Here is a 19,158-nt window from a genome sequence, read left to right as displayed (position 1 = left end):
GAAAAAGTGTGGGCTTAGCATGCAAAACTACATTGTTGTCAAAGGTGCAAGACAGCACAACCTGAAAAATATCTCCTTGCGGATTCCGCGAGATCAACTGGTTGTTTTCACGGGAGTTAGCGGCTCGGGTAAATCATCGCTTGTCTTCAATACACTATATGCGGAAGGGCGACGACGCTTAATGGAGTCGCTGTCCGCATATGAACGAATGGGCTTGCGAAAAACGGAAGAGGCGGATGTGGACTTGATCGAAGGGTTGTCTCCGGCAATCGCGATGGAGCAAAAGACGGTGTCGCGCAACCCGAGGTCAACCGTGGGTACATTGACCGAAATCTCCTCTTTTGTCCGGTTGTTGTTTTCACGAACAAGTCGGGCGGTTTGTCCCTACTGTCAGGAAGCACTGTCTGTACAGACAAGGAAAAAAATCACGGAGCAGATACTCCATTGTTCACCCGACACTTCAATAGAAATCTATGCGCCAATCCTTTCCATGCCACATGAAGGGCCTGTCGCGTTGCTGAAGGAAATACAAAAAAAAGGCTACACCCAATTAAGCTGGAATCAAAAAATGCTGGATATAGAGCAAGCAGAAGCTTTGTTTTCCGGTAGGTCTCCACAGGCCGTACGTCTAGGAAAAGGAGACAGTCAGCTGGAGGTACTGGTTGGCAGAATTACGATTTCAGCTTCCGTGGAGCAACGCAAAGATATTCAAGCTATGGTGGATAAAGCACTAGACTTAGGAGATGGCTGGATTCAAATTCGACCTATGGTTGATAAACGATTCGTATGGAATCCAAATTTCGGTTGCTCCTGTTGTGGTATGGTGGCGAGTGAAATTTCGGCAGGGGCTTTCTCGTCGAATAGTCCTTTGGGTGCTTGTCCGACTTGTACAGGACTGGGCACTCATTATGAAGTAGATCTGGAACGTGTGATTCCTGATCGATCCAAAAGTCTAGCTGAAGGAGCGATTCAGCTACTTGGCTGGCAATGTGAGCAAGAGAAATTTCATAAAAATCGAAAAATTTTGGAGGGACTAGCGACCCGATATCATTTTGAACTGAGCACGGCGGTAAAGGATCTGCCAGATGAGGCGTTATACGCTGTGCTATACGGTACTCAAGGGGAAAAGATTGCAATTGAGAATCCTGCTACAGGTGGCAAGCTGATGCACGAAAGATTTGCAGGGATTGTGAATCTTATTTATGAGCGCTTTAACGCTAATGCCAAGGATGAAATGAGCGCCATGAAAGCGGAAGACAAGGAAGTGATGCGGGAACAAGTATGTCCGAGCTGCGGAGGAGCACGTTTGAAGGCAGAACGACTGCTATATCGTGTGGGGGACAAAACGATCCGCGATTTTTCGAACATGCCGTTGGTTGAGCTGTATGCAGGCTGTGATGAACTACTGCGAATGGCACCTCAAGTTTTCGAGAGTCTTGCGGCTGTGGCCCAGCCCATTTTACAGGAAATCAAGACTCGTTTGACGCTGCTGCTGGATATGGGACTGGACTATTTAAATCTGAACCGTCCGGTGACCCTGCTCTCGGGTGGTGAATCACAGCGCGTACGCTTGACGACCCAATTAAGCTCTGGGCTGATGGGCATGATCTACATTTTGGATGAACCCAGTGTTGGATTACACCCGAAGGATACCGGGAAAATGATAGCTATGCTTCACAGACTACGGGATTTGGGAAATACCATCTTGGTCGTCGAACATGATGAGGAGATTATGGCCCAAGCGGATTATCTTGTTGATATTGGACCTGGCGCAGGATTGCTCGGCGGTGAAATTGTAGCACAGGGTACGGTGGAAGAAGTCATGAGCAATTCGAAGTCTTTGACAGGACAATATTTGAGCGGCAAGCAAGGTATTCCTGTTCCCACCCAACGAAGAAAGGCCTGTGACGGGAAATATCTTGAGGTGCTGGGAGCCAGGGAGAATAATCTGCAAAACCTGAATATTCGTATTCCATTGGGTTGTTTGGTTTGTGTTACAGGGGTCTCTGGATCAGGGAAAACCACGCTAGTTCATAACGTTATATATGAGAAATTACGTTCTCGCCTGGATGGTAAATCTGCATATCTGAAGCACGATGTAGAGCTGAAAGGAGAAGCGTCGATTGATCAGGTGATCTGTATCGATCAGAAGCCAATTGGACGGACACCGCGATCCACTCCGGCTACCTATGTGGGGGTGTTTGACGCCATTCGAAAGCTGTTTGCCAGGATAGAAATAGCTAAGCAACTCCAACGAAAGAGTGCACATTTTAGCTTCAATTCACCGGGTGGACGCTGTGAAGTTTGTTCAGGACTCGGGGTGATCGTCACTGAAATGCAGTTTATGTCTGACGTTGAAATGGTTTGCGAAACGTGCCGGGGCAGACGCTACAGCGAGGATATACTGGCAATTACATATCACGAGAAGAATATCGCGGATGTATTGGAGATGAGCATTGAAGAAGCTGCTGTTTTCTTCGCTGACCAACCGGATATTTACGGCAAGTTGAAGCTCATGAACGAATTGGGTCTTGGTTATATGAAGCTGGGTCAGTCTGCCACGACATTATCTGGCGGGGAAGCCCAGCGTATTAAGCTGGTAGAGGAGCTAAGTCAGTTAAAAAAAGGGCGCAGCCTGTTGTACATTTTGGATGAACCGACCACAGGCTTGCATCCCGACGACATTCAGCGACTGCTAACTATCCTTCAACAGCTCGTGGATGAGGGCAACACCGTACTCATCATTGAACATAACCTGCATCTGATCAAAACAGCAGATTATGTGATAGACCTTGGCCCTGAAGGGGGCACCCGAGGTGGACAGCTAGTGGCAGCTGGAACGCCTGAGCAGGTTGCGACCTGTGAGCACTCCCATACCGGATCTTTTTTACGTAACTTAGGAATGGATTACGACGAGAACGAGGTGAGAGCATGAGCAACAGATTGGAACATTTACGCATTCTCCCGACAGGCCCCCTAAATTATTATCTGCAAAAGCGATACAACGATCTGCCATGGGTGCACAAGTTTGGCTTGGATCACATCAAGGTAAAGGGGGATTTTATACTCATTCATGCATGGAAGCCTGGGTATGTGAAGCTAACACGGGAACAGGCAAATCTTCTCAAAGCAGCCATTGAAAAAGGCGAAAATCCTGAGGACAAGCTTCCTCGGCTGCCAGAAGCATGGCTACTGGACGGAGAAGATGAACCTGATGTGGAAGGACTCTTGGCTAAGGTCATCGTGCCCGAGTTATTCGAACTGCTTTCCCCGGAAAATCTTCAAGAAGACGTGACCAGTCCGCAATCTATCCGGTTAAGAGCTATTTTGGAGCGTGTCGCCGAGCATGTACCTGTTTTTCCAGCCATTCAGAATCCCTATGAGCTGCGTCGCTTTCTGGAGGTCGTGAAAGGCCAAAAGCCTAAAACAGTCGTTGAGATCGGGACAGCCAGCGGCGGTGTGTTTTATTGCCTGAGTCAACTGGCCGATCCAGACGCGTTGCTCGTCAGTATTGATTATCCGGGTGGACCGTATGGAGGGGGTCAGGATGACAGTGAGGTACAGCTCTACTCCAGCTTTGGCAGCACGGGACAGCAGTTTTCTTTTATTCGAGACCGTTCATTTCACTGCTCCACCAAACAGGACTTGAAAAAGGTTTTAGGAGACCGGCAGATTGACCTTCTATTTATTGATGGAGATCATTCCTACGGTGGTGTGAGTTCGGATTTTCGTATGTATCAAGAGCTGGTGGCACCGGGCGGCATGATTGCTTTTCATGATATCAGCATGCGGCCTGAAACGTGGGGAAGAGGTTATGATGTTGGCGTTTTCTGGGATGAAGTGAAACAAAGTTATCCCTCCTTTGAGGAATTTGTAGACCCAACGGGCTGTCGAGAGCCGTTTATTCGTCACCCGCAAGAGGGACTGTTCGCGTATGGGATTGGCACCATCATTCAATTGTAAGGGAGAGACAACCATGAGCCACCGTCCATTGAACAAAACACGTGTGGAGGATGTCATTGGTTTGACTCCCATGCAGGAAGGAATGCTTTACCACTATTTACGGGACAAGGATACAGGAGCTTACTTTGAGCAATACAGCTATACGCTGCAGGGTCAGCTTGATCTATCTGTCTGCTGTGAGGCGTGGAAATGGACGATTCAACAGCATGAAGTGCTGAGAAGCGTATTCCGCTGGGAAAAGATCCAGAACCCGGTTCAGATTGTCCTGAAAGGACGCGTCCTATCTTTCACTTTCCATGACCTCATAGAAATGGAAGAGGTGGAGCAAGAGACGGTACTACAGGAGCTGCGCGAGGCAGACCGTGCTGTAGGATTTGACCTGTCCGAGGGCCCCCTACTGCGGATTACGGTGTTTAGGCTGGCGCATGATCGTCATATCATGATGGTCAGCAACCACCATATTGTGATGGATGGCTGGAGTAATGGCATTGTGCTGGGTGAGTTTATCCGGGCATATGATGCGCTGCGTGCAGGCCGGGAGCCAGAACGATTAGCCAAGCCGCGTTTTCGAGAGTACGTGAAATGGCTTGGGATGCAGGATAGAAGCGGAAGTAAGGCATTTTGGCAAGCTTACCTGACTGGATATGAGGTTCAGCCCCTGTGTTTACCCGATACAATTTCTAGCTCAGAAATAAGCGATACGGCTTGCGAATCGTATGTTTTGCAATCGGAGCTGGTGAGGGGGCTTGAAGCTGTTGCGAAGGAAGAATCCGTGACAGTAGGTACCCTTTTTACAGCGGCTTGGGGTATTCTGCTGCAAAAGGTCAGCAGACGTCAGGATGTGCTTTTCGGCACGACGGTATCTGGCCGCTCCAGCAGCCTGCCTGGAATTGAACGGGTAGTGGGGCTTTTGATGAACACGGTTCCTGTACGGTTACAGTCAGGCAATGGAGATACGCTGCAACAAGCCTTGCTCGATATTCAGCAAGCCAGCGTAGCGAGACAGCCCTACGAAACAACACCGCTTGTGGATATACAGTCTTACGGCAATTTCAGAAGCACAGAGCGTCTTTTTGATACGTTGCTTGTGATTGAAAATTATCCGCTGGAGATCAATCAACAGAGTGAATTGAACTTGGAATCCTTTTCTGGCCATAGCGTAACGGATTATTCACTTCTGGTGAGCATTCATCAAATGGAGCAAACAGCCATCCAAATCATGTATCAGCCCTCAAAATATGAGCCGTCCGCGATTGAACTGTTATGTGAACGTTATGTTGCTTTGCTCAGGCTGATCGTTACAGAAAGAGATTGTGCCATTCAGAATATTCACTCCTTGACGGAGATGGAAAAGAGACTGGAAGAGGTCTGGGCAATTGAATTTGACTATAGCCCGGATACTTTGAAAAGGAGTGTATGAAGATGAAGAAGCCGAAAGCTTGGGAACAAATGGATTCCTATCAATGGATGACCACGAAAGAAACCGCCCACTATTACCGACTCATCGCCAATCTAATGAAGGAGATTCACGCTAAAATTCCAGATGAACAGTATCATTTGGACAAAGTAGCGACAGAAACGGATATTCGTGAGGAAAACTTTCAGGGAAAAAACTATCAACGCGCAGTCATGTATTTAATGTCTAACGGATGTGAGTGGGCCTTGAAAAACGGAAATGGCTGCACCATGTGCGGTCATTTGGCCAAGCAAACACGTAAAGACGGCCCTCTCTCTGCCCATTATTATTTGGAGCAATTTAGTGAGGAATTTAAGCGGATTGATTTTAGCAAATATCCTTTACTCAATCTGTATAATAACGGCTCCATTCTCAACGACAATGAAGTTCCGGCTGAAGCGCTGTGGGAAATCATACGCATGGTTGGAGAAAAGCCTGAGATCAAAATGCTGGTCATCGAAACCAGACCCGAATTTGTAACGAAAGAAAATATGGCGGAAATTAAGCGCCTTTTACCGGATAAGCATGTGGAAGTCGCCATGGGGCTCGAAATGATTGACGACTTTTTGCGGTATGTATGCATAAACAAAGGCTTTTCCTTAAAGCAATTTGATAAGGCCGCTCGCTTGGTGACCCAGGAGCTGAATTTACGCAGCTATGTGTTGCTGAAGCCGCCCTTTATTACGGAACAAGAGGCTATCGAACATGCCGTACAAACGATTGAGCATGCTTTTGAGCTCGGTACGACGACCGTTTCACTGGAAAGCTGTACCGTACAGGATTATACACTGGTGCAATATTTAAGTGACCAGGGCGCCTATAAACCGGCATGGCTCTGGAGCATCGTTGAGGTGGTAAAACGGACGGCGCATTTGGGCAAGATCATCGTCGGTTTGTTCCAATTCTATCCTTCTCCTGTCGGGGTGCCTTACAATTGTCCGCATTGCAGTGATCGAGTAATGGAGGCGTTGAAGGAGTATAATCACACTCTTGATCCGAGCGTTCTGGACCATCTGGATTGCAGCTGCAAGGCTGAATGGAAGAAGGAACTGAATCACGTGCATCCTCCTTTTGAGGAAAGACTGAGCATTTTGAATAGTGAATTAATTAAGTGATTCATTGAGATTATCAACTGGAAGATATGGTAGATTCGTCAGCTCATGAAGGCCTGGAACGGTTGACAGAGAGGGGAGTGTGTATGGACAAAAGTACACATTTGAAAGGCCGGATCATTGAAGAATATTGGATGGAAAAATGGTCTCAAGACCTGCCGAGGGAATTACTGCCTACAAGCAGAAGCAAGTCTAACCATCAGCTGGAGGCTCGCAAGGAAACGCTCGAAATGGTTATTCCCAGGAAAACGATTCGTCAATTGGATCAAATGTCGAAGGGCTCGGAATTGGGACGTTTTATTTTGTTCCTGACGGCGCTGTCAGGGCTGGTCTATCGCTATTCGCAGTCAGAGGATATTTGTATCGGCACGACGACGCTTATACAGTCCGAACCCAAGCGGGGAAATGTACTTTTTCTCAAGTCGCGGGTTCAGGGAAGCCGAACCTGGCGTGAGCTTAACGAAGACATGAAGGCCGAGTTTTCTCGAACGCTGAATCATCAGGATGTTTCTGTGCCCCTTCTCTATAACAAATGGACATCTCTTCACGGGAGAGAACTGCAAGAACTGTGGCAACTGGCATGTGTGGATGAGGGATTACAAACGGTGACTGAGGACCTGGATCGGTTCGATCTGATGATCAAGCTTGTACCAAACGAAGAAGGTCGAATGCTGCAACTGGTTTATCGGCCTGAGGTGTATTCGTTGTCCCTAGTCCAATCCTTTGCTGCAAATTTGCTGTATGTTCTGGCTCAATGGCCTGAGAAATCGGCGGTCTCTCTGGAGGATGATGCGGCAAATATGCTGGCTCCACAGCAACGAGAGCTTCTGGTACATGGATTAAACCAGACGGCTGTAGAGCTGCCGGGTGTGACCTTGCTGCATCAATTGTTCGAAGAACAGGTGATTACAACGCCTGAACAAGCTGCTGTGGTCGAGGCAGGGTATCGCATTAGCTATAGAGAGCTAAATGCGAAGGCAAATCAGTTGGCCCGTACTTTACAACGTCACGGAGTGGGATCGGATGATATCGTGGGCATCATGGCTGAGCCGACGACGGAGGTCATCATTGCCATCTTAGCGGTATTAAAGGCTGGAGCGGCGTATTGTCCGATAGATTCGACGTTTCCAGTAGAGCGGGTACAGCAGCTTTTAACGGATAGTCGGATGGAGTTGTTGATCTCACCTCCACAGCATGTGGATACCCATGCTTTTCAAGGAACAGTGCTCGATCTATCCAATCCTGCATTATATGCGGGGGAGCCGTCCAATCTACCGTTTGAGGGTAGACCTGATCATACAGCGTATGTCATATACACATCAGGCTCGACGGGAGCGCCTAAAGGGGTGGTGATAGAGCATCGTCATATTGTCAATCAATTGGCTGGACTGAAACGCAGCTATGACTTCCATGAACAGTTGAGACATGTTTTGATGGCTCCGTTCACATTCGATCCCTCTGTGCAGCAGATTTTTTTACCGTTAGCTACAGGCGGGACACTATATCTGATTCCAAAAGAAGCCAAAACCGATCCAAGCGCCTTTTGGGGACTGGTACGGAAGGAACGGATTAACGTGTTGAATACCGTACCTTCACTGATGGAAGTGCTGTTGGAACAGGTGACAGATATCGAACATCACTTTGCTTTTATCATGGTGGCAGGTGAGGTTTGCAGCGGCGAGCTGGTACAGCAATTACGCGATAAGCTGAACATAGACAAGCTGCTCAACATTTACGGCCCGACGGAAGCGGCTATTAATACAACTCTGTATGAATGTCTGCCTGTAGAGCAGCGAGCAACATTACCCATAGGTAAGCCTCTGCTGAATTATCAGGTATACGTTCTGGATCCACAGCAACGCTTGCTGCCCTTCGGAGCTACTGGTGAGCTGTTCATCGCTGGCGCTGGACTGGCGCGCGGATACTTATACAATCCACGCTTGACGGCAGAACGCTTTGTGCCGAATCCGTTTGGGACCGAATCAGAACGGATGTATAAAACAGGCGATCTGGTGAAATGGTTGCCCGACGGCAATCTGGAGTTTGTCGGCAGGTCCGATGATCAGGTTAAGATCCGGGGGATGCGTGTGGAGCTGGGGGAGATTGAATCTGTTCTCAGAAGTCATCCGTCCATCAAAGAAGCCGTGGTCATTCCGCATGGATCAGAGGAACGAACCGAGGATCTTGCTGCCTTTTATACCTTGAAAAAATCGGGAGCCAGGCAAGAATCTCCGGTCGGAACGAGCGATGTCCAGTCGTACTTGAAGCAGCATGTACCGGGCTATATGGTCCCGACTCATATCGTCTGCTTGGAGTCCATGCCCGTCACAGTGAACGGCAAGGTGGATAAAAAAGCGTTGCCTCTGCACCAGATTGTAATTACCGAAACCCGTGCATATGTGGCACCACGTAATGAGCTGGAAGAACAGCTGGCGGAGATCTGGAAGAAGCTGCTGGTCGTACCTGTCGTTAGTGTGGAGGAAAGTTTTTTTGAAGCAGGTGGAAATTCGTTGTCTATCGTGCGACTGCAAAGCAGAATCCACCATCTGCTGAAAGTTCAGCTGACGATTCCGCAGCTCTTTACACATCATACGATCGCCATGCAGGCCAAAATCATTCAGTTCGGCGGTGTAGAGCAACCTACCGAAGCCCTTCACAAAACGGAAACAAAACGACTACATACCCACAGACCTGAGCTTGGAAGCAAGGGGCGAAACGGTGATGTTGCTGTGATTGGCATGGCTTGCCGTTTCCCTATGGCGGACAATTGCGATGACTTCTGGGACAATCTGTGTCGCGAGGTGGATGCCGTCCGCGACATTCCGGCCCATCGGTTACAGGATATTGCTCAGAGTTCAGATGATGTAGTCGGGCAGTCAAGATCGTTGCCGCAAGGGGCATATCTGGATCGAATTGATGGCTTTGATGCATCGTTTTTTCAAATATCCCCTAATGAAGCACGGATGATGGACCCGCAGCAGCGTCTACTGTTGCAGGTTGTATGGGAAGCGATGGTGAATGCGGGATACTCGGAAAAAGAGGTGTATGGCTCGAAGACAGGAGTGTTCGTAGGGACAGGCACACCGCAATATGTGGACCTTATGCCACAGGTAGAGCCTTCCGCAATTCCGGGGAATTTGCAGGCTGTGATTGCCGGACGGATTGCTTATGCCTTCAATTGGACAGGCCCGGCGGAGGTTGTTGATACAGCCTGTTCCTCTTCACTCATCGCCGTGCATCATGCGGTACAGGAGATAACGTCCGGCGGTTGTGAAATGGCTGTAGCTGGTGGTGTCAATCTGTATCTGTCGATGGTGGATGAAAATCTCTTCAATATGGGAATCGCCTCACCTGATGGAAAGACGAAGGCGTACGACGCATCGGCAGATGGTACAGGCGGTGGCGAAGGGGTTGGCGCTGTTGTACTGAAGTCACTGGAGCAGGCGGTGGCTGATGGTGATTATATTTACGCAGTAATCAAAGGAAGCGCAGCTAACTCGGATGGTCGCTCCAACGGGATCACAGCTCCCAATGCGGCAGCGCAGGCTGAAGTGATTGAAGAGGCCTGGAAGCGTGCGGAGATTGATCCGCAGACGGTTTCTTATATCGAAACGCACGGAACAGGCACCAAGCTAGGTGATCCTATTGAAATGGAGGGCATTACACGGGCTTTTGGACGGTATACAGATCGTAAGCAGTTCTGTGCGGTAGGCTCCGTCAAAAGCAATATCGGGCATCTGGATTCAGCGGCAGGGATTGCCGGGTTTATAAAAGCAGTGCTGGCCATCAGCAAGCGTCAGATTCCGGCATCCCTTCATTTTAAAGTGCCTAACCCACATATTGATTTTGCAAATTCTCCGGTTTATGTTGCTCCGTCACTTCAGGAATGGACGCCAGACTGCGGAATTCGTCGTGCAGGGGTAAGCTCCTTTGGCTTGAGCGGAACGAACTGCCATGTTGTGCTGGAGGAATATGCGATCCAAAGAGAAGTTCCTTCTCTGGGCGAGGAATATGTATTCACCTTGTCAGCTCGGACTGAACAAGCGCTCTACGCTTATGCCGACAGGTTTGCAGCTTATCTGGGAAATACCAACGAAGCTTTGGCAGACATTTGTTACTGTACCAATATCAGCCGTGGAAACGACACCTGCCGTTTGGCTACCGTCGTCAACTCGCAGGAAGAATTACGGCGTAAGCTCATGCTGTCCGTGGAGCAGAGCGATCATGATGCAGCTTCGGCATTACCGGATCGCGAACGAATATACGTAAATACGACAGCAAAAACAGGGAACAGCCCTGAGCCGTATAGGGTACAGCCTGCGGAATCGCTGGAGCATATGGCAAAGGCGTATATGCAAGGAAGGGATCTGAAATGGGAGGACTATTATCACGGGCAAAATCGGGTGCGAGTCCCTCTTCCAGGCTACCCGTTTGAAGAGAAGCGCTACTGGGTTGAACCCAAAGTTCAGCAACCACCGCATGTACGAAACAGTGCGGAATTGACCCCTGACACGCAGGAGAAAGCTCTTGACTTCTGGCAGGCTACCGAGGCGGTTTTCCAATTTGGTGAACGGTTATTGGAAGAGAGCGGCTTTGCGGTAGTACAGGGCTATAAAAAGGCGGTTGATGAATTTGCGGCCCAGCTTATTATCGGATTATTCAGACAATGGGGGACGCTCACGGAACCCGGAAAAGTATATAAAGAGCCAGAAATGTTGCATACGATAGGGATTACTTCCACATATCATCGTCTATTTCGGTTCATGCTGCGTTTCGTAGAAGAACAGGGTTACATCTGTATTGACGGTGATAATATCACGCTAACCCTTGAAGGGTCAGCTCCCGATCTGTCGGCCTTATACACCCAATACGTGGAACAATATCCGGCATTTGCGGGAACATTCAAGGTGTTGAAGTATTGTCTGGACGCCTATCCGGCTGTGCTGACCGGGAAAAGGTCACCCCTGAGTGTGCTGTTTCCCGATGGTACATCGCAATTCCTGGCGGGCTTTGCCAATCAGGGACGTACGCTGGGCGATCTGTGTGAGACGATGGCGCTGGACGCATTAAAGCAGCATATTTTAGCGCAAGCGGGAAAACGGCTCCGCATTCTGGAAGTTGGGGCTGGGTCGGGAACGGTGGGCAAGGTTCTTTTCCCAGCCATAGCAAATCGTCAAGTCGAGTATTGCTACACCGATTTGGGCCGGGGCATCATTTTGGAAGCGCAAAAGCAGTTTGCAGCTTACCCGTTTGTTCGATATCAGACTTTTAATATTGAAGAAGATCCTGTGGCACAAGGCTTTGTGCCAGAACAGTTTGATATCATTATTGGCCTGAATGTAGTTCATGCCACGAGCTGTTTGCGGACGGCCTTGTCCCAGTTGAAAAAGGTGCTTGCTCCTGGTGGAGCCCTGTTTATGATCGAAAAAGTGCAGAACGAGCCTGCGGAAAATCTCGTCTGGGGAATGACGGAGGGATGGTGGCTGTTCGAGGATCAGGACATACGAAAGGATTCTCCGCTGGTTACGACGGAAACATGGGGGCAGTTGTTGAAGGAGGAGCGATTCACGGAGGTACGAACCTTTCCTATGCATTTGCCAAACCGTGCCGAGGCCGAAACCGCGCTGATTATCGGTCGAATGAGCGAGCAAGAACAAGTGAGCAGGGTTGAAGATTTAATGTACCGTGTTCGGTGGATTAAAAAAGAACTGAAGAAGACAAGAGAAGGCGTGTTGGCTCAAGGAAACTGGCTAATCTTCAAAGACAAACTGGGGATTGGTGAGGAACTGGTGCAACGCATGAGGCGCTCCGGTCATCCTGTGGTGACTGTAGAGGCTGGGCAAAGGTTTGAAAAACGGAACGATCAACAGTACACCATCCAGCCGGGTGTAGAAGCAGATTATATTCAACTCATGAATGAACTGGGACAACATAACCAGCGCTTGAACGGTATCGTTCATCTCTGGACCTGTACAGTCACCCCGTCAACCCCAGTCAACATTGAAACAGTGGATGCAGGTTTGGAGTCAGGTGTCTATAGTCTTTATTTTCTGACTAAAGCATTACTTCATCAGGGTCTGCATGAAACGCTGGACTTGCGGGTGGTTTCGAACTTTACCCAGCGGATATCGGACGAGCAACAAGTATCACCTGAAAAAGCGGCGATTCACGGTTTGGTCAAAGTTATTTCTCAGGAGCATCCACAATTGCAATGCTTCGGACTGGATGTCGAAACGCTCCACCACACCAACGAGCAAGTGGCGGATCTGATCATGACCGAGCTGCAAGAAAACAAAACGGATTCATTCGTTGTCATCCGTCAGGAGCGTTACATCCAAGGTATGTCTCGTCTCGAATCGGATACGGTAAGCACTCCAGATAATCGGAATCATCCGGGTATTCCACCCCGGCGTTCCATCACCGTTCGTCCGGGTGCCGTATATATCGTGACTGGAGGCGCAGGGGGATTAGGACTGGAGGTTAGCCGGTATTTATCCGAGCAAGCTCCGATCCATCTAGTCATCCTGAACCGAACGGAGCTGCCGGAAAAATCGCAATGGTCACACATCATAAATGATCAGGTGCAAAGGAAGGCTGATACCGTAATTTACCGTAAGCTTTCGGCCTTTGCAGACATGGAAAAACACGGCTCAAAGGTGCATTATTACGCGGGAGATGTGGCTGATTATAGGCAGATGCAACACATTTTTGACGATGTACAAGCTCGTTATGGCCCCGTTAAGGGAGTTGTTCATTGTGCGGCAGCTAGCGGCGACACCAGTCGTCCGCTGGAGATTCAGAATTTGGGTGATTTTCGCAAGGTGCTTCGCCCCAAAATTCACGGAACGCTGGTATTGGATAAGCTTCTGGCGGAACAAGAGACAGATTTCTTTGTTCTGTACTCCTCGGTAGCCTCGCTATGGGGCGGAGCTGGCGGTGGAGATTATGCGGCTGCCAATGCGTTTATGGATGCCTTCAGCGCACAGCGTAACATGCAGGGGCAAACGACGCTTGCGATCAACTGGTATGCGTGGGAGGGACTCACTGGACCAGGGTGCATGGACTATATGCCTGTATCAGATGCGCTGGCTGCTTTCCGCATGAGCTTGTCTTATCCGCTGGATCAGGTGGCCATCGGCAAGTTTGATACACAGAAGCTGCGTGAATGGGCGCCGATGATGAAAATTCAGCTTGCGCCGGATATGTTGACGAGTCGACGCCGAGCTGTAGCTAAATCCACCAAGGAAGCAGGAGCTCTGCCATCTGTCGAGCCTAACCGTTTGGTGACAGATGTGAAGGTCAGTCTGAAAGGGAAAACAACAGAGCCTTACACAGAGCTGGAACAGCAGATCGCTCAAATATGGGCAGAGGTGCTGGGATACGAGGAAATTGATGTAGGTCAACATTTTTTTGAAATCGGCGGGGATTCCTTGCTTATTTTGAAAGTGCTGAGTCTTCTGAATGAACGGGTTGATCCCGAAGTGGAGGCCGGGGATTTGTTCTCGTACGGTACAGTTGCGCAGCTGGCGCAGTTTATGGAAAACAGGCATGCCGCCAGCACAAGAGAAGTGACGGACGTAGCACCGCACTTACAGGTTGAAGTTTCCGGCGCGGACGAAGCGGACGAGGATTTACGAAGCCTGATCAAGCGTGTAAAGGAGGACGCTATTTCAGTGGATGAAGCTATGAAAGGATATGAAAGCATATGAGGGATACGTTTGTTGAAGCCATTTTGCAGCTTGTAGCCAAACAGGAATTATCCGAAGAGCATGCGTATTCTCTGATCAAGCAATATCAGGTTCGGCTCAAAACTGCTTCATCGTCCGCAGCCCACGATGGAATAAACCGCAACAGGGATATAGCCATTATCGGCGTAGCCGGACGGTTCCCGCAAGCAGATAACAAGGAACAATATTGGAGTAATCTGGTCAACGGTTTGAATGGGATACGAACGTTTCCAAGCTCACGTTTGGAGCAGATTCGTCCCTTTTTGGATGAGGAGAATCAAGGGCCATATATGCCGGCAGGCTATTTGGAGGAAGTTGATACGTTTGACGCGGCATTTTTTAATATTCTTCCGGGTGAAGCCAAATACATGGACCCGCAGCAGCGTATGTTCATGGAAACCGGTTATGAGGCCATTGAGGACGCAGGGTATGGTGGTGAACGCATTCGTGGCTCACGAGTGGGGGTATATGTCGGCTATAGTGAAGCGCGATACAAGGAGCTGATCGAAAGCGAGTCGTCCACCGCCTTTGTCGGGAATTTCCCGCCAGTTATCGCAAGCCGTCTCGCTTATGCGCTGAATCTGTCCGGTCCTGCATTGAGTGTAGCCACCGCCTGCTCGTCTTCCCTGGTTGCTTTGCATCTTGCATGTGAGGGATTACGCGCTGGAGATTGCAGCATGGCTTTGGTGGGTGGGGTAGCCATTGGTGCGTTACCCACCAGGATGGAGCCGGGCGGGCTTGGGATTACTTCTCCGCAAGGACAATCACGCAGCTTCGACGCGGATGCCGACGGTACAGGATGGGGCGAAGGTTGTGGCGTTGTTCTGATCAAGCCACTGGAGCAAGCCGAGAGGGATCACGATTATATTTACTCTGTGATTAAAGCAAGTGCCATCAATCAGGACGGTGCCTCCAACGGATTGGCCTCCCCGAATGCCCGAGCTCAGGAAGAAGTGATTGTAGAGGCGTGGAAGCGTGCGGGCATTGACCCTTCGACGATCTCTTACATCGAGGCCCATGGAACGGGGACCAAAATTGGAGATCCGATTGAAATTAAGGGGATTACGAATGCCTTTCGCAGGTATACGCAAAACAGACAATTTTGCGGAATCGGCTCGGTTAAAAGCAATATCGGTCATCTTGATTCCGCTTCAGGCATGGCAGGATTAATCAAAATGATCATGGCTTTACAGCATAAGCAGCTTCCGCCCACCCTGCATTTTGCTTATCCGAATCCGTTGATGAACCTGCATAGCTCTCCGGTCTATATCCATACGAAGCTAACCGAATGGCGAAGTGAGGACGGAATACCACTGAGGGCGGGTATCAGTTCATGGGGGTTAAGCGGTACAAATTGTCATGTGGTGCTGGAGGATTATCAGGGAAGCAGGCCCTCCCTTTCTTCGTCCTCCGATCTACCCTGCGGTGGGGAACGTGTATTTACCCTTTCGGCATACAGTGAGGATTCACTGCGAAGATTGACTGCCCGATATATTGATTTTTTGGAGAATGACGATATTCCGCCTTTGGAAAATATCTGTTACGTCCTGAATACGGGCAGAGAGCATCATGCTTATCGGCTGGCGATTCCGGTCACGGATCGACGCAGCCTTTGGACAAAGCTCAAACAGGCCTATGATGCTTTGGTTCGTCAGGATGGAACAGGGCTGGAGCAGCAGGGGATTTTCTGTTCCATGTGCAGCGAGTCCCTGGTAGAAATGGCGCTGGATACAGATGATGCCCCGATGATTGCCCGGCGATATGTTGCCGGGGAGAACAGGCGCTGGGCGGAGGATTATCCGGTAGGTGGGTGTGTCAAAGTACCCTTGCCTGCATACGCTTGGGAGAAGCAACGATATTGGGTGGAGCCGCCGATCCAACGTAGAAGCAGCAACCGCGATGAACAGGTGTCAGCTTATAGCGAAGCACGCGTTTCCTTTGGTGACGGATATGTTCCGACGGAAACAGAAGACAGGCTGGCACGTATCTGGGGCCGAATTTTAGGCATTGACGAGCTGTCTGTGGATGCGGATTTCTTCGAACTTGGCGGGGACTCTCTGTTGGCAACAGATCTGATTACTGCCATAAGCCAGGTATTCCATACACGAATTACATTGGTTGATTTGTTTGGGCATCCCTGCATTCGTGAGCTTGCCCAGCTTATTTCAGGTGAAAAAAAATCGGATTACCAGTCCATAGAACCTGTGTCTCCACAAGCATTTTATCCCGTATCCAATGCGCAGCGCCGTCAGTTTATTTTGAAGCAGCTGGCAGAAGGCAATTTGAGTTACAACATGCCCGGAGCGGCTACGATCACGGGACGCTTGGATGTGGAACGCTTTAAAGCTGCTTTTGCTGCGATCATTCGTCGCCATGAATCCTTTCGGACGGTGTTTGATGTTGCGGAGGATGAAATTGTGCAAAGTGTTCTTCCGCAGGCTGAGCTTGCTATATCGCTGGGTGTGGCTCCAAAGGGAGCAGATGTACAAAAGCTGATGGAGGAATTTGTCCAGCCGTTTTCCCTGGGAGAGGCTCCTTTACTTCGGATACGCTTGCTGCGATTAACGGAGGAATGTGATGAAGAGGACAAGCATTTGCTGATGTTTGATATGCATCATATTGTTTCGGATGGCGTTTCCATGGAGATCCTCATTCGGGAATTTACCAGTCTTTATGCCGGGCAGAACCTGCCGCCGCTGCGTATCCAATATAAGGACTATGCGGTATGGCAAAATGCTTTTCTGCAAAGTGAGCAGATGCTGCAACAGGAGCAATTTTGGCTGAGGACGTTAACGGAAGGACTGGAGTCAGGATTGCCTGTTCTGAAAATGCCCAGTGACTATCCCCGGCCGCCTGTGATGACTTTTGAAGGGGGGGTGTACTCGTTCACGATTGACAAAGTGGTCGCTGAACGCTTGCGAGCGATGGGACAGGAGCATGGCGCTACGCTGTATATGACGCTTCTTGCTGTATACAATGTGCTGCTTTATCAATACACAGGGCAGGAGGATGTCATTGTAGGCTCCCTCATTGCTGGCAGACGTTATGCGGGTGTAGAGCATACGATAGGACTTTTTACCAACTACTTGCCTATTCGTAATACTCCAGCGGGTGAGCGGCGCTTTACGGACTTCTTAAAGGAGGTGGCTCATCGCACCATAGCCGCGTATGATCATCAGGATTATCCATTTGAAAAAATGGTGGAGCATCTGGATCAGAAGCGCGATCTTTCACGCAACCCTATTTTTGACACCATGCTTATTTTACATAATCAGGGGATGCAGAAAACCCAATTTACGATGGGAGATTTAACGCTGAACATGGTGGACTGGGCCAAGCACAGTTCAACCATGGATTTAAAGCTCGACATTTTTCAGGGAATGCAAGGGGAACTGAAATGTACCTTTGAGTATTACTCCCGTTTGTTTCACGAACAGACGATCACTGCGCTGGCAGGACATTTGCTCAGCCTGATCGACCAGATTGTGGACCAGCCTGAGCAAGCTTTAGCGGAGTACCGGATTTTTTCACCTGAGGAAGCGGAGAAGATGAAACAGAAACGGCAGGGAAAGGACTCTACTTTTGCGCTTCCTGCGATCTGCCCGGCACCGGAGGCTGAGCAGCACCCTTTGTCTTTTTATCAAAAGCAGATATGGCGACATCGAGGATCAACTAATAATGTGATCGTTTATGCAACGTGGAAAGGCAAGGTGGATCAAACGTTATTTGCCAGAGTGCTGGAAGAACTGCAAGCCGAACACAGCACGCTCAGAACAACCTTTAGGGAAGAGACAGCCGGGCCGACTCAGCAGGTGCAGGCGTGTCTTCCGTTGGATTACAAATTTACAGATGTAATAGAGGGGGATGCAGCTTCTTGGGCGGAACACCGTGTGGCTGTGGAGTATCAAAACCCGTTCGAGTTACGACAAGGTCCGCTGTACCGGATACGCTTGGGTTGTGACAGCAACGAACGATGCCAATTGATCGTCGCTGTTCATCCATTACTAACGGAGTGCCTCGATCTGAAAGGTTGGCTGGAACAACTGTTTATTCGCTATTCCGCTGCTGTTACGGATTCGGCAGTGGATACAGACCACATATTTCAGTCCATCTCGCAGATTGATTTTACTTATTGGCAACAACGGTTGCTGCAGGAAGGATATTTGGAGCCTCAAAAGGCGTATTGGACTGAGGCACTGCAAAAGCCGCTTCCTCCGATCGGATTGCCGTTCAAACGCGGGGAAGAAGCTTTTGTAACACCCGAGGGGACTTCTATTGAAGTGCCTCTCGCCACAGAGGAGACTGAAGCTCTAAAAGCTTTTGCCTCCAGTCATGAAGGTTCTGTTACGGACGTTCTATTCGCCTGTTATTTCCTGCTGCTGCGGCAATTAACGCATGCGGAGGAGCTTTTGATCTATGTCATGCATCCCGAAGGACATCCAGTTCAGGGCAGCGGAGTACCTTTATGTATCCAGCATCCTGTGCCAGTCAGAGTTTCGATGGAGGGGCTTTCGTCGTTTAATCCTTTGCTAGAAAAAGTGAAGGACAAACATCAAGCTGCGCTTCAAGCTGTTTTATATCCGTTTCATTTGCTGCTGGACCCTAATGAGTTGAAGAGCGGGAGGGAGGGTTCATCACGTTATAACGTCGTCTTTTGCACAGAGGATGGAACGAGATCTTTACCCGAGGGAGGGGAAGTGGGATTGCGTGTATACCCCTCAGAGCCAGCAGCACTGCAACTGTCAGTCGTGAAATCAACAACCGGACTGACCTGTTCCCTGAGGTGGAATACCGCTTTGCTGGAATCTTCCTATGTCCACTCTATGCTGGAAAGGTATCACAAAATAATCAAGACCATTGCTAGTAGTGTGTCCAACCTGTCTAAGGTATCCCATTAACG

General features: G+C 49.4%; 6 protein-coding genes. All 6 read left to right on the top strand.

Annotation, left to right across the window (positions count from 1 at the left end; translation table 11 throughout):
- Positions 1–19 precede the first annotated feature (19 nt).
- The 6 genes from uvrA to BM358_RS05400 all read left to right on the top strand — a co-directional run bounded on the left by uvrA (position 20) and on the right by BM358_RS05400 (position 19,156).
- A complete protein-coding gene (uvrA, locus tag BM358_RS05425; RefSeq protein WP_028543133.1) occupies positions 20–2,935 on the top strand; it encodes an excinuclease ABC subunit UvrA in 2,916 nt (971 codons plus the stop codon).
- Positions 2,932–3,963 (top strand): class I SAM-dependent methyltransferase, encoded by a 1,032-nt coding sequence (locus BM358_RS05420; RefSeq protein WP_028543132.1) that lies wholly within the window; start codon positions 2,932–2,934, stop codon positions 3,961–3,963. The genes uvrA and BM358_RS05420 overlap by 4 nt, the downstream gene beginning before the upstream one ends.
- Before the next feature lie 13 nt (positions 3,964–3,976).
- On the top strand, positions 3,977–5,383 hold the full coding sequence (locus BM358_RS05415; protein ID WP_028543131.1) for a condensation domain-containing protein: 1,407 nt from the start codon (positions 3,977–3,979) through the stop codon (positions 5,381–5,383).
- A 2-nt stretch (positions 5,384–5,385) separates the two neighbouring features.
- The gene (locus BM358_RS05410; protein ID WP_028543130.1) at positions 5,386–6,534 is read left to right on the top strand and encodes an archaeosine biosynthesis radical SAM protein RaSEA; all 1,149 of its coding nucleotides are present in this window, start codon (positions 5,386–5,388) and stop codon (positions 6,532–6,534) included.
- 83 nt (positions 6,535–6,617) lie between these two features.
- On the top strand, positions 6,618–14,240 hold the full coding sequence (locus tag BM358_RS05405; RefSeq protein ID WP_028543129.1) for a non-ribosomal peptide synthetase: 7,623 nt from the start codon (positions 6,618–6,620) through the stop codon (positions 14,238–14,240).
- The gene (locus tag BM358_RS05400) at positions 14,237–19,156 is read left to right on the top strand and encodes a condensation domain-containing protein (RefSeq protein ID WP_028543128.1); all 4,920 of its coding nucleotides are present in this window, start codon (positions 14,237–14,239) and stop codon (positions 19,154–19,156) included. The genes BM358_RS05405 and BM358_RS05400 overlap by 4 nt, the downstream gene beginning before the upstream one ends.
- Positions 19,157–19,158 lie beyond the last annotated feature (2 nt).

Origin of the sequence: Paenibacillus sp. cl130, from assembly GCF_900116035.1 — a bacterium.
Lineage (GTDB): Bacteria > Bacillota > Bacilli > Paenibacillales > Paenibacillaceae > Paenibacillus > Paenibacillus polymyxa_B.
This window is presented reverse-complemented; position numbering and strand designations above follow the sequence as displayed.